Origin of the sequence: Fulvivirga maritima (assembly GCF_021389955.1) — a bacterium.
Lineage (GTDB): Bacteria > Bacteroidota > Bacteroidia > Cytophagales > Cyclobacteriaceae > Fulvivirga > Fulvivirga maritima.
In genome coordinates this window covers 4,817,187-4,830,145 of record NZ_CP089980.1, presented here as the reverse complement: position 1 = coordinate 4,830,145, position 12,959 = coordinate 4,817,187, and the positions used below count along the sequence as shown (strand labels likewise).

Annotated in this window: 11 protein-coding genes and 2 tRNA genes; 3 read left to right on the top strand and 10 right to left on the bottom strand. The window is 36.9% G+C overall.

What is annotated here, in order from left to right:
* Nucleotides 1-7: 7 nt before the first annotated feature.
* The 6 genes from LVD15_RS20340 to LVD15_RS20315 all read right to left on the bottom strand — a co-directional run bounded on the left by LVD15_RS20340 (nucleotide 8) and on the right by LVD15_RS20315 (nucleotide 4,276).
* Nucleotides 8-499 carry a GNAT family N-acetyltransferase gene (locus LVD15_RS20340; protein WP_233777041.1) on the bottom strand — a complete coding sequence of 164 codons (492 nt, stop codon included), beginning with the start codon at nucleotides 497-499 and terminating at the stop codon, nucleotides 8-10.
* 54 nt (nucleotides 500-553) lie between these two features.
* Nucleotides 554-1,546, bottom strand: coding sequence for an SRPBCC family protein (locus LVD15_RS20335; RefSeq protein WP_233777040.1), 993 nt, complete (start codon nucleotides 1,544-1,546; stop codon nucleotides 554-556).
* Nucleotides 1,547-1,633: 87 nt separating this feature from the next.
* Nucleotides 1,634-1,710: transfer RNA gene (locus LVD15_RS20330), tRNA-Thr, on the bottom strand.
* A gap of 162 nt (nucleotides 1,711-1,872) precedes the next feature.
* A complete protein-coding gene (locus tag LVD15_RS20325; protein ID WP_233777039.1) occupies nucleotides 1,873-2,745 on the bottom strand; it encodes an alpha/beta hydrolase in 873 nt (290 codons plus the stop codon).
* Nucleotides 2,746-2,785: 40 nt separating this feature from the next.
* Nucleotides 2,786-3,823, bottom strand: coding sequence for an outer membrane protein assembly factor BamB family protein (locus LVD15_RS20320; RefSeq protein ID WP_233777038.1), 1,038 nt, complete (start codon nucleotides 3,821-3,823; stop codon nucleotides 2,786-2,788).
* Nucleotides 3,824-4,015: 192 nt separating this feature from the next.
* Nucleotides 4,016-4,276 carry a hypothetical protein gene (locus LVD15_RS20315; RefSeq protein ID WP_233777037.1) on the bottom strand — a complete coding sequence of 87 codons (261 nt, stop codon included), beginning with the start codon at nucleotides 4,274-4,276 and terminating at the stop codon, nucleotides 4,016-4,018.
* Between the two features lie 374 nt (nucleotides 4,277-4,650).
* Here LVD15_RS20315 and LVD15_RS20310 point away from each other — a divergent pair, with 374 nt between their 5' ends.
* The 3 genes from LVD15_RS20310 to LVD15_RS20300 all read left to right on the top strand — a co-directional run bounded on the left by LVD15_RS20310 (nucleotide 4,651) and on the right by LVD15_RS20300 (nucleotide 9,211).
* Nucleotides 4,651-6,075 (top strand): TlpA family protein disulfide reductase, encoded by a 1,425-nt coding sequence (locus LVD15_RS20310; protein ID WP_233777036.1) that lies wholly within the window; start codon nucleotides 4,651-4,653, stop codon nucleotides 6,073-6,075.
* 392 nt (nucleotides 6,076-6,467) lie between these two features.
* On the top strand, nucleotides 6,468-7,580 hold the full coding sequence (locus LVD15_RS20305; RefSeq protein ID WP_233777035.1) for an adenylate/guanylate cyclase domain-containing protein: 1,113 nt from the start codon (nucleotides 6,468-6,470) through the stop codon (nucleotides 7,578-7,580).
* Nucleotides 7,581-8,005: 425 nt separating this feature from the next.
* Nucleotides 8,006-9,211, top strand: a complete 1,206-nt coding sequence (locus tag LVD15_RS20300; protein ID WP_233776251.1) for an IS4 family transposase — start codon at nucleotides 8,006-8,008, stop codon at nucleotides 9,209-9,211.
* 319 nt (nucleotides 9,212-9,530) lie between these two features.
* Here the strand turns inward: LVD15_RS20300 and LVD15_RS20295 are convergent.
* The 4 genes from LVD15_RS20295 to LVD15_RS20280 form a co-directional block, all read right to left on the bottom strand.
* A tRNA-Thr gene (locus LVD15_RS20295) sits at nucleotides 9,531-9,604 on the bottom strand.
* Between the two features lie 128 nt (nucleotides 9,605-9,732).
* Nucleotides 9,733-11,739 (bottom strand): DUF349 domain-containing protein, encoded by a 2,007-nt coding sequence (locus LVD15_RS20290; RefSeq protein WP_233777034.1) that lies wholly within the window; start codon nucleotides 11,737-11,739, stop codon nucleotides 9,733-9,735.
* A gap of 46 nt (nucleotides 11,740-11,785) precedes the next feature.
* Complete coding sequence (locus LVD15_RS20285) at nucleotides 11,786-12,361, bottom strand: YqgE/AlgH family protein (protein ID WP_233777033.1); 576 nt, start codon at nucleotides 12,359-12,361, stop codon at nucleotides 11,786-11,788.
* On the bottom strand, nucleotides 12,362-12,946 hold the full coding sequence (locus LVD15_RS20280) for a MiaE family protein (protein WP_233777032.1): 585 nt from the start codon (nucleotides 12,944-12,946) through the stop codon (nucleotides 12,362-12,364).
* Nucleotides 12,947-12,959: the final 13 nt, after the last annotated feature.

Genomic DNA, 12,959 nt, shown 5'->3' with positions numbered 1-12,959 from the left:
CCCTTACTTAGTTAGCAGATTCATTCAACTCTTTCAACATCCAAATGTTACAACCACAATGTCCTGAAGATCCCATAGCCTCTTGCAACATAACAAAACCTAGCTTTTCGTACATTCCTACAGCTTTAGAAAATTTAGGATGACTCTCCAGATAAACTTGATTGTATCCCATATTCTGAGCAGATTCCATGCTTTTCTCCATTAAAGCTCTACCGATTCCTTTACCTCTTGCGTTTGGCGCCAAATAGAATTTGACCAGTTCCACGCAACCTTGCGGTAAACCAGAGGTTGGATATATCCCACAACACCCAATCACTTCTCCATCCACTTCTGCTACCCACAGCTCTGCTTTATCCTCCTGAAACAACTCATATAAATGATTAGTGGTAGGGTCAGAATACACTGTACCCTCTTTTGGAGCATCATGCTCTACAAATACAGCTTTAATCATATTGGCTAAAGCCGTATTATCAGAGGGCTTAACTCTTCTTACAGACATATTAATTAGGTTAGAATAGCAATTTAATATAAAAATTCTTGCCTAGCCAATTCCTTAAAACACAGCGGCATTTATATTTTGATCCGTGGAGGTTTCATTTTCACGCTCAACCCTCTCCTTAAGTATAAGTAAAATATTGGTTTGAATATCACGCATAATTAGCTTACTCCAAAAACCACTATAGAAATTAAAATTGGTGCTTAACCTAAATTTAGATGATAACTTAATAAGACACTTGCCTTTACCTAAAGGCTCTATATGATAAGTACCGTGAAGTACATCAAAATAACTACCACCTACAAGCACGTGCTCATCTAACGCCGCCGGAGGTATTGCTTTAGGATCTGCTTTTATTGTAAAACTCAAAGTCTCTTCAGGAATCATCTCAGTTACAGTTTCTGTAAAAAAAAGTCCCCTATCAAAACGAGCTATTCTCACTCCACCGACAGCCACAGTATCCAATACTGCTTCTATTGGTTTTGGAAAGCCTAAAAACTGAAAAAGCGACATTTTATTTTCTTCATTGCTGATAGGCTTAACCCTAGTCACATGTTTCCACACCAAACTTTTAGGCGCATTTACCTCTATAAAAGTATCCTCATTAAAAACCTTTTCACTTACACCAAAATAGCTTTCAAATGGCGCCACTATAAAAGGCAGTAGCAAAAGGAATGAAATACTCATTTTATTTGGCTTCCTATGAAATAATTCAATACCTAAATAACCACCCAAGAGTGCCATAACTGCAAAAACAGGAATAGCCATAAGAGCACAGATTGTACCTTCCCACCGCAACACCACACATATCAGCACCACCCCTATAACTGCGAAAAGTGGCATAGCCAATGATAGTATTTTAGTAGGACGTATAATTTCTTCATGCCTATAAGCCAAGACAAGACCTAGCACAAATGGCATGATAAACAAGAATGACAAGCTCATTAGACCTTCGGTATGAATGACATTCAATTCGAATTCTAGAGAGAAGATGAGCCTGGTGACCAAACCATAAATAACCCCATAAACTAATGTTTTGATAGATTTCATATTAGTTACTTTACAGAAAATCTAAAAATGATTAATTAGAGGCAAAAAACAAAAAAGCCACTTACAACATTTCGTTATAAGTGGCTTTGGAGCCCCCAGTCGGATTCGAACCAACGACCTACTGATTACAAGTCAGTTGCTCTGGCCAGCTGAGCTATGGGGGCTTTTTCCATCCTTACTCCACTCTTTTAGGGTCGTTTTTTCGTTGATGGAGTGCAAATCTAGTACATCAGATTATAAATCCAAATGATAAAAGAAATTTTTCTTCACTTTTAGATCTCCGCCACTAAAAAAACCATCATTTCTCTATTTAAAGGCTGTTTTTTTTAATTGAGGTTTTTGTTTATCTTCTCCACAGCTTCTTCTGGCAAGTCTTTTAATGTCATAATATGAGCGGTCTCTGTTTCCCAAAACTCCTTAGGTTCCTGAGCGGCTTCATATACATTTTTACCTCTACTGAAAGGCACATCCTGATCCTTTTTACTATGAATAATAAGCTTAGCCGTATTCTTGATTAATGCTATATCTCTTACCGCCACATAGTCCTGATTAAAATCTTCAGGGTGTTTTTTTGCTTTCTCTTTTAGAAACTCCGCAGGAGCATAATCAATAGCCAGACTCTGGGCTGATTCCACGGTAGCGTCTAATACCAGAAGATCTACTTTACTTTCATTTTCTACTGTAATTTTAACCGCCATTTGCCCTCCTAATGACATGCCATAAACAATATTTTTAACACTATCAGATGCTGTCTTTGCAATAAAATCTTCAAAAGCAACTTCAGTATCTTTCATCACACCCTTATAACCAGGAGTACCAGATGACTCCCCATAACCTCGCCAGTCGAAAGCATATACAGCAAAACCATTATTTACCAACGTCTTAAACATAGGTTCATAAATGCCTACATTACCTCCCGCCCCATGAATAAGAAACACATTAGCCTGCTTCTCCTGTTCTGGCTCAAATAAATAAGCATGTATTTGGATAGAATCATCTACTTCTAATACAATCTGTTTATAGGGAAGATCATCCATATTATTCATTTCCTTTGATGGAAAATAGTATAATTTAGACTCATCATTATTTACAATAGCTTGCAGCATAGGGTTGGTCTTATAAAAATAGACGCCACCGCCTAATAACAAGAGCAATAAAACAACGAGCGAGATTCCAAAAATTTTAAAAAACTTCTTCATTTAGATTTTTTTAAGGTCGATTAAGTTTATAGAGTAATAATTAATTTGCTTGCTCAAGTTTATAGACAAAACCCTTCCCCACGGCCGTATAGATGATTTCCTCTTCCATAATTATTCCAGAAGTGCTTGCCTCTCCTTTGGTATTAAAAGTGCAGAGTTGGTCTCCTGATATTTTGTTAAGACAAACCATTTTATTGTCATCGTTAACAAACAACACCTGATCACCACTAATCACAGGAAAACTTTGAATGCTTCCTTTTGTGGAGAACTTCCACAGCAGCTCGCACTCTACATGACCTTCATCTAAACCATTCTTTTCCCTATTAATTTTAAACGAATAAAATTCACCTGCTTCATCACCAAAAAAGATACAATCTCCATCCGCTATAATACTTCTAATCGCTTCAGCCATTTCGGTTTTAATCTGATTCAGGAGTTTACCGCTTTCATTATGATATATATTGACCAAACCATGCCCTCCTACCATCACTAAGTCACCATAAACTATAGGATTAAACATATAGGTACTTTCCTCACTAGCCTCCCACAATACCATTCCAGTATTTAAATCAAAGCACCTGATAGTATGCTGAGTGCATATATATGCCTTACCACTGTCTACTACTGGCTTGTAAGAGTGGCCCTGACTATCAAAAGACCATTTTACTTCTGATGAATTGAAATCAAAACAATTGATAGTAGTAGTCTTCTGCACGCCACCGACTAATAGCTTATTATCAAAAATCAGTGAGGCCGTACCACATCTATACATATCCAATTCATACATATTTAACGTCTCTCCATTAGTAGCATCGAGCTCTACTAATTTACCATCCATGCAGCACACCAAAATGTTATTTGAAGGGGACTGCTGTATATTGTTTATCACAAATAGGTAATCATATTCCCAAACGGCGTCAAATGTGTTTTTATCCAAACAAACGACTCTACTGGCAATGCCTCCCTTTTTATGAAAAGTAAAAACTATTATTAAATGGTCGCCAATAATTAATGGTTTTCTAGCTGAAACATTGCGCTCACCTTTCAACTTATATTCTAGTAATTTTTTGAGTTTCATTCTAGTTTGTAAATGTCTAAGAAATCAAAACTGAACAGCTTTGAAGATAATACTATGACACCTAAATTACTGTTTTTCATATTTGACTCCTACCCATCATGTAAGTTTTCGGTAAGAAAACACCCATTAGTAAGAAAAAGGTTAAGCGAGAGGAGGAATAACCTTATTTAAAGTGTAAGGCTATACCAGTAATTAAAAAATAAAATAGGCTAGTATTAAAATCAAAAACAGCAAACTGAGTACCGACCAAATAAAGTTTTTAAATCTTTGCTCTCTTTTGATTTTAAAATTTTTCCAATCAATAATCTCCCGCACATTTTCATTCCGTTTTCTATTAGATGCATCAGGACCATTGTAAGGATTATCCTTTTGAGGTGTTCTCCTATTAAGCATCCCTCTGTTTTCCCTAAGAGAATTATTAGCTGCACTTGAAAAACCGGCTCCTCCTGTCATTTAAAAATACAAATGGTTAAAGATCTTGATGTTTTAATATTAATAAATATTAACATTCAATTCTAAATAGACGAGGGATAAACCACTCCTACGACTTAAAATGTAACTATATGCGAAAGATCAAGTATGTAATGACAAAACCTAAAATCAAGGATATAATAAAGATGTAGAAAAGTCTTTTTATGCGCATAATATTCGAAAACAACAATGATTGAGTCCTATTATAAAAATCTCAATAAAGGTATTAAAAATAAACCAGAAGAAGCTGTACTTGTACTCTCACAATATCTGCCACCCACTTATCTTCAACATAGCCAAATATGATTTTGATATTATAAAAAATAAATTTACATTGAAAAACTAAACAATTAGTTATGATAAGATCTACCTACTCCTTACCCCTGCTATTACTCTTAGCAGTATTAATAACATCATGCAACCACGAGCCACCTCCACCAAAAATTGCGCACATCAGCGGAAAGTTTATTGGAGCTAAAGACACAGTAAAACTATACGTACGCGATTACGGTCAGGAAATACACTACAGTCACCCTATTTACTTAGACACTATCAGCTCTGACGAAAAAGGATTATTTAGCTTCGAATTACCACTTGAGAAAGGAAAGGAAATAGCCATTGAAAGTAATTTTGATTTCAACAAATTCTTTATAGAACCGGGCGATAGCATTTACTTCGAAACGGACAAAGATTACCGAACCCCTATTCAAAACATCGCTGGTATAGGAAGTGAAAAACTGGAAATGCAAACCCTTTTAAAGAATCAATTAAGCTTTCTCGAGCTTAAAGAAATAGATAGCGCAGACATACTTCCTGAATATAAAAAACGTCTTGAAATCTACCAGCAAACTTTGGATAGTGCTAAGAGCAAATACTCTGACGCATTCTACACTTACCTGAAAGCCAACTTTCTTCATGAAAACCACTACTTTCAGAGCATGTTCAGCGGATACATGAAAGCACTTATGCATATAGATTTCCCAAAAGACAGTATAGCCGAACAAAAAAGTACTGAAGAGCTCTTAGCATATGCTTCTAAAGGTGAAGGAAACTTCAGTTTTTCTCACCAAGTGATGTACCTCATCATGAAAAAGGCTTATGAAACCAATAAAGAGGATGTAACCAAGCAAATTGCTTACTACAAACAAGCCATCGATTCATTAGACCTTGCTCCTCATTTTGAACAGGTGATGCTAGGCAAAGGCTACCTTTACTTTTTAGAACGCGGCAACGTTTCTGAATTAGAAACACCTCTGGATAATTATTACACTACTTACCCCAAATCCGACTACAACGAAACCCTTAAAGAAGAGTACAATGGCTGGCTAGCTATTGCAGACGGACAGCCCGCACCCAATTTGGAAGGCACCACACAAGATGATCAAGTATTTCATTTGGCTGATTTAAATGGCAAAGTAGTATATATTGACATCTGGGCCACCTGGTGCGCACCATGCAGAGAGGAAATTCCTTACTCACAAGACATTAAAGAGCATTATAAAGACAATGACGATATCGCCTTTTTATATGTTTCTGTAGATCAAAGCAAAAAATCATGGCTTGACTATCTTAAGAGCCATCCAGATTTTAAAGGAATTCACATCAATGATCCCGGAAACTTTCAATCTAATATAGCCGAAGCATTTAAGGTAAGTGGCATACCGCGCTATATCATAATAGATAAAGAAGGTAAAATATTCGCTACAGATGCAAAAAGGCCCTCTTCGGGAGATAATCTGATAGAACAGTTAGACGCCGCACTTGCCGAAACAAAAGCATAATATAGAAGCCCCTTCAAGTTATGAAACTTGAAGGGGCTAACTTCAAATATCAAATCTACATCCTACCAGAATAACACCCACCTTCAGGTTTGATACTTCTAATATACTTCCCATATTCTATGTATTGAAGCATACTAGTGCTCCCAAACTCCCAATCAAGGAATTAAACCTACTCTAATAAAATCTATACTTTATTAGTAAAGAATAATTTCAACCACGCATTTCTTAATTATATTTTGCAGAAACTCATCTACCTGCAACCATCCTATTAATTGATCGTACTATTTAAATATGATCAAAACAGAGCCTTCATAACTAACATTAAATCTCTCTATTTTTAAAAAATTGCAGTTAGCATCCTTTCTACTTAGCCGATTGAGGCAATTATACTTATGTCTAAAAAAATTGAATACACCACCTTTGCCAATCGCTTCTCCAGCAAATATCCACTACTCAGTTACCTGGGAATACAGGTTAACTTTTGGGTAATAGCCAACCTACTTCTTGCCACTATTATCATCCTGTATAATAAAGTATATAGCTTATCATTTCATGTAAACACGCCATTTAGTAATATCATAATACTTGCTATCGCAGTGCTATTTGGCCATTTGTACGGCATTAGCTATGGTCTACTGGGTTACTATTTAGACAAAGGTATTTTCAAAAAGAAACCAATAGGAAAAATCATTCTTATTAAAGCTATTGGTTCTCTAAGCCTACTTATAGTTCTGATATATTTATTACATTTTATTCTGACAAACATTCCTCAGGAAATAATCAGAATACCGACGCTGCAAAAGGAAATCTGGGATTACATATTTTATCTTATGCTGGTTTACTTCCTCTTCATGTCAATATTGATTAACTACATCAATGTAGTTAATAAAAAGTATGGCCCAGGCATATTAGTTCCAATTCTCTTTGGCAGATACAGAAAGCCGAGAGAAGAAAATCGCATATTTATGTTTATGGATCTACAGTCTTCTACATCCACAGCAGAAGCTCTTGGCCATCTCAAATACAGCGCATACATCAGAGACTGCTTTGATGACATTAATGATGTGCTTTTTTCTTACCGAGCACAGATATATCAATATGTGGGAGATGAAATAGTAGTGACGTGGCCGGAACAGGAAGGGTTAATTGATAATTGTTGCATCCTGTTCTACTTTGCCTGCAAAAGGCAATTTCAAGACCGGGAAGCCTATTATATAAAGAACTATGGAGTTACACCAACCTTCAAAGCCGGGCTACACGGAGGCATAGTATCAGCAGTGGAAATAGGAGAGATAAAAAAAGACATAGCCTATCACGGAGATACCATTAACACTGCCTCTCGCATTCAAAGCATTTGTAATCAATACAATAAAAGCTTTCTGACATCTGAATACATCTCTAATATAGCTAACTCTATCAACGGAATAAAATCAGAGCAAATAGGCGAAATATTACTGAGAGGAAAAACTGAACCAATTGCCATTTTTAGTATTGAAGAAGTATAATCTCCGGGCTGTGGAACGTGGGTTTGTGACTGAAAACTAAAAGAAGAATCAACGTCTAGATAACTACTCTTCGTTGCATTAGCAATTGTCAGGTGCACTTCAGCATAAACTCACTTCAAAACGTCAACTCGGTAAAAATGAAGTGAATAGAACTCTACTACCATACCACTGATAGTATAAGTAAATAGTAGATAATTTGAAAAGATCAAAACAGTTGAGTTTTATTTAAATCAATAATCAATGCCGATCGCCTACACTTCGACTCAGCTCAGTGTGACTCGGCTGTGGGTTCATCTTACTGTACCCTCGTGAAGTGAAATAATATTAAAAATCACTAGTGTCCGAGAAAAAGATAGGGGCCTCTGAATAATTTCAGGAGTGCCCCATAATGTGTATTTTCGGTTTACCACAACAAAAAATCACACATGAGTAAAAATACATATTTCTACGGACAGCCAATCTTTTCTCAACTATTATCGCTGATAGATAAATCGGTGTTAAATCAAATAATATCAAAATACCAATCTGACAGATATTACAAGAAATTGAATACTTGGCATCACCTAGTAAGCATGTTATACTGCTGTTTCAGTGGGGCAAGTGCTCTCAGAGAGCTTACTACGGGGCTTTTGGCCTGCCAAAACAAGCTGATCCACTTAGGTATTCAATTTATACCCAGACGTTCCACTTTATCAGATAGCAACAAAAAACGCAGTAGTATAGTCTTTGCAGACATTTACATGAAATTGTTTAAAAAGTATCGGCACCTTTTGCCGGACAGCCGCTTGAGAATGGAAGTTCTCAATAAACTTTATATTGTTGATTCAACGATTATTAGTCTGTTTAAAGATATTCTCAAGGTAGCAGGACGCCCTAGAAAAGATGGCAAAAGCAAGGGAGGCATTAAAGCTCATGTAATGATTCATGCGGCAGAATTAATGCCATGTTTAGTACGGTTGACCAAGGGAAGTCAGCATGATCATACATTTTTAAAGCAATTACAACTCCCAGAAGGATCCTATGTGGTGATGGATAAAGGGTATATCGATTATAGACAATACGCACAGTGGAGTCATCAAGGGATATTTTACATTACCAGAATGAAGGAAAATGCCAGATATCAATCAATAGATGAGCTAGAATTGCCTGAAGATAAAGACTTTTGTGTACTTAAGGATGAAAAAGTTGTTATCAGTTTCAAGACTGATGGACAAGTGCAAGAGCTTCAAAATAGAAGAATAGCCTATTATGATGACCTCAATAATAAATTATTAGTGTTTATGACCAATAATATGGAGTTGGAAGCAGCCACAATAGCGGCCATTTATAAATACCGATGGCAGATAGAGCTTTTATTTAAAAAGCTGAAGCAGAACTTTCCTCTCAAATATTTTCTGGGGGACAACCAAAATGCTATTGAGATCCAAATTTGGAGTGCCCTGATCTGTCTATTATTGATGGAAGTAGTCCGAAAACAGATCAAAAAAAGATGGGCCTTCTCTAATATGGTCTCATTGGTAAGGTTTCACTTGATGGCCTATGTTCACCTTACCCGCTTTCTAAACAATCCAGACCTAGAACTTCAAAAAACAATATATAAAACCAATCAATACCCTTTATTTAGTCCATAGAGGGCTCACTTTTCCAGATTAGAAGAAAACCACTTTATTTTTGCTTAGAATCGCTAAAATTTCTTAGACCAGAGTTTAGTCGGACACTAGTGATAAAAAATAGGCTTTTCTCAAGTCCTTTGTGGCAGTTCATGGCTATGAAATGTATCAGTGAGCGGAAGACCTTACAGCAAGAAAGAGTCTTTTGTTACTTTTTTGATCGACTTCAAAAAAGTAAGAAGCATAAGCGATGGAATATAAAGATTAGATTCCAACCTGCAGAACTGTATCATAAATAAAAAAGCCACTTACAACAAATGTTATAAGTGGCTTTTCATTGAGCCCCCAGTCGGATTCGAACCAACGACCTACTGATTACAAGTCAGTTGCTCTGGCCAGCTGAGCTATGGAGGCCTTAATCTTCCCATCAAATCTGGCTTTAATCATCTTTTATGAACTGCCCTTTTGTTTAATGGAGTGCAAATGTAATGCAACTGATTTTAACTGCAAACACTTGACGGGAAAATTTTACACCTTTTTTATCAGTTGGCCGTTCTAACCATTCTGAGCTCTTTTTTAAGTACTTTAAGCTCATCGGTAGCCGCCTTAATTTTAGCATTAAATTCATCTTTCAGCTTATCAGCTGTTTTGGATGAGGCAAAGAATTCCAAGTTGTTTTTCCAAACCGCTATGTCGTTCTCTATCTTGCCTATCTGCTTACGCAATGCTTGTTCTTTTCTGTAAAGCTTCTGATCTGCATTAGGGCTATGAAGTAGTTTATTCACCTGATTTTCCAGCTTGATTTCGGTTTTTTCTTCTTTAGAAAGCCCTTCAATACTATTCAGGAATTTATCTACCACTTCTGCATATCTATTTTTGATCTTAGTGATACTCTTACGAGGCACAAAACCAATCTCCATATACTGATCTTGCAAGTCTCTGAGTTTATCCAGATCTTCAGTATCACCTTCAGCTAAAGCTTCAATCTTATTACAGATTTCTTCTTTTTGCTTCAGGTTATCTTCATATCCTTTTTCTACTTCACTATTGTTAGATCTTTTTCTCTCAAAGAAATGATCTGCAGCTTCTTTAAACTCTTTATATACAGATTCTCTGTACTTTTCAGGCACAGGACCTATCTCTTTCCAGTCTTTCTGCAGTTGTTTAAACTGATCTGCTGTTTTTTGCCAGTCAGCACTTTCTTTAAGCTCTTGTGCCTTGGTGATCAGCTCTCTTTTCTTCTCTAAATTACCTTCTCTCTGAGCATCTAGTCTCTTAAAGAAAGCGCTCTTATTATTAAAGAAGGTTTTAAAGGTTCCCCAGAATTTTTTGTTTACCTCTTTAGCTTTAGCTCTCGGTAGTCCACCTGTAGCTTCCCACCTTTTCTGGATTTCAAGGATGTCTTTAGTCTTGGCATTCCATTCTTTGATCCTATCAGAATCAAAGTGAGCAAATTCCTGCACTTCATCAGCAAGCTTGGCTTTTACCACAAGGTTCTCTTCGAGTTCAACCTTAAGCTGATCTACAAATTCCTTCCTTCTGGCATAAATAGCATCTGAGGCTCCTTTGAATCTCTGCCATAGCGCTTCCTGCTCTTCTTTAGGTACAGGGCCTATGTGCTTAAACTCATGGTGAAGCTCATTAAGCTCTTTAATAGCATCTTTAAGGTTTTCGAACTCTATGAGTTTCTCTGCGCGCTCGCAAAGTTCAATTTTAGAGTCGAGGTTTTTCCTTCTATCAAGCTCTTTAAGCTCAAAATAGATGCTTCTGTTATCATAGAACCTATCAATAAGTGCATTATAGTTAGCCCATAATGTTTTAGCATAAGCACCAGGAACCGGCCCTATATCTTTCCACTCATTTTGTAGTTCTTTAAAAGCCTCAAAACTGATATTAGTCTCTTCTGAGTCTACAAACTCTCTGAGTTTTTCTAAAATATCTTGTTTTCTCTTAAGGTTACTCTCTTTTTGTTGCTCACGTGATTTCAGGTCTTGTTGTCTTCTATCACGTATCAGCTTATAATTAGCATCAAAGCGGTTATCAAGTTCTGTAGGTTTATAGTCAAAATCGGCCTCTTCTCCCCCATCTGCCACAAACTTATCTAAGGCCCCTTGTCTTTCATGATTTCTTAATTCATCATATAAAGGCTTTATTTCTTTGGCTACCCTATCAGCTTTCTGTAGGTTATCGCCCTTGGCTAACGACTTAATGAGCTCTACTAATTCCTCTTTGGAATAGTTGCTGTAGTCTTCATCATCATGATCATCGTCGTGATCATCATCATGATCTTTCTCAGCAAGATCTTCCTCTGAGTTAAGCTGCTCTCCCTGCCGTGCTTGTGGCTGGTCGGTAGTTGCAGCTTCTTCTGTAGACTCGCTGTCAGATGTTTCAGTGCTTTCCGAATTGGCTTCATCAGAAACACTATTCTCCATATCCGGCTCTTGTTGTCCGGCTTGTTCCTGCTCAGTGCTAACGTCTTTGTTTTCGTTTTGCTCCTGATCAGTGTTAGTAGTATTATCTACTTCCTTGATGTCCTTCTCTTTATCCATGTTTTGCAGTTTTCGAACTGTATAACCGTAAAAATAACAAAATCATTCAATTTAAGCGTGGGTCTGTGGGATAATTTGAGTAGACATTAAACCTGCCACCCAGCTCTTTTAACACCACTTTCCACAGCTCATCTTCGGGGGTATTGAACACCAGTTGCTCATTAGCATAATTAGCCACTATCCATGAATCGGCATCTAACTCATTCTTCAGTTGACCTTCGGACCAGCCAGAATAGCCTACGAAAAAACGAAAATCATTTCCCGATACTTGTTTAGTGTTGATCATACTGAGCAATTGCTCAAAATTACCGCCCCAGTAAAGGCCCTCAGCTATGGGTACCCCGCCTTCTATATTTTCTTCTCTATGTACAAAATGCAGCGTGTCCTGCTGAACGGGTCCGCCAATATAAACCTTTTCGCTGAAGTCATTAACATCTTCCATGATTTCATCTAATAAAACTGTAGATGGCTTATTCAAAACAAAGCCAAATGACCCTTCTTCGTTATGTTCGCAAAGTAAAACTACTGTGCGTTCAAAGTTAGGATCTGGTAGAAATGGTTCTGAAATAAGCAGACTTCCCTTCTCAGGCTGAAAATTATTTTTGTACTTGAAATATTCCATTTAGTGCAAAGCGGGTTTTAATGGTAAAGCCTGTAAGACCTTTGCCTCTATTGAATTTAGTTCTTCTAATCTCTTATAAGTATGATCTTTATCAAAATAAATCAAGGCCATTTTTACGAAAATATTCCCATGCTTGGCTTCTGAGGCCCAAAGATTATGGTAAAATGTTTTTAGATCTCCTTCGGGCAAGGCTTCATAAACCAGTCTAAAACGCTCAGCACCACGGCATTCTATAATGGAAGCAAGTAGCAATCTATCCAAAAACCTTCTTTCAACATCAGTATGGCAGTGATCTATCAACTGCTTCACATATTTATCCTGCCCCATTTCTGGCGGTAAAACCACGCCCCGCTCCTGCATGATATTATAAACGGACTGAAAATGTTCTAATTCTTCAATACCTGTTTCTATTAACTCAGGAATAATCTCTAAACGATCCGGATATTTAGCCACAAAACTCATAGCCATAGCAGAGGCCTTCCTTTCACAATTAGCATGATCCTGTAAGAAAGAATCGAAATCTGACATTACCGTATCTACCCACTCCTGACTGCTTTCGCAGGCCAATTCTATACTTAATTTCATTTATAATATACGT

What these genes read in the sequence shown, in the direction of transcription:
- LVD15_RS20290 (WP_233777034.1), bottom strand. Translation starts at nt 11,739, where the DNA reads ATGGATAAAGAGAAGGACATCAAGGAAGTAGATAATACTACTAACACT.
- LVD15_RS20305 (WP_233777035.1), top strand. Translation starts at nt 6,468, where the DNA reads ATGTCTAAAAAAATTGAATACACCACCTTTGCCAATCGCTTCTCCAGC.
- LVD15_RS20315 (WP_233777037.1), bottom strand. Translation starts at nt 4,276, where the DNA reads ATGACAGGAGGAGCCGGTTTTTCAAGTGCAGCTAATAATTCTCTTAGG.
- LVD15_RS20340 (WP_233777041.1), bottom strand. Translation starts at nt 499, where the DNA reads ATGTCTGTAAGAAGAGTTAAGCCCTCTGATAATACGGCTTTAGCCAAT.
- LVD15_RS20320 (WP_233777038.1), bottom strand. Translation starts at nt 3,823, where the DNA reads ATGAAACTCAAAAAATTACTAGAATATAAGTTGAAAGGTGAGCGCAAT.
- LVD15_RS20310 (WP_233777036.1), top strand. Translation starts at nt 4,651, where the DNA reads ATGATAAGATCTACCTACTCCTTACCCCTGCTATTACTCTTAGCAGTA.
- LVD15_RS20325 (WP_233777039.1), bottom strand. Translation starts at nt 2,745, where the DNA reads ATGAAGAAGTTTTTTAAAATTTTTGGAATCTCGCTCGTTGTTTTATTG.
- LVD15_RS20300 (WP_233776251.1), top strand. Translation starts at nt 8,006, where the DNA reads ATGAGTAAAAATACATATTTCTACGGACAGCCAATCTTTTCTCAACTA.
- LVD15_RS20280 (WP_233777032.1), bottom strand. Translation starts at nt 12,946, where the DNA reads ATGAAATTAAGTATAGAATTGGCCTGCGAAAGCAGTCAGGAGTGGGTA.
- LVD15_RS20285 (WP_233777033.1), bottom strand. Translation starts at nt 12,361, where the DNA reads ATGGAATATTTCAAGTACAAAAATAATTTTCAGCCTGAGAAGGGAAGT.
- LVD15_RS20335 (WP_233777040.1), bottom strand. Translation starts at nt 1,546, where the DNA reads ATGAAATCTATCAAAACATTAGTTTATGGGGTTATTTATGGTTTGGTC.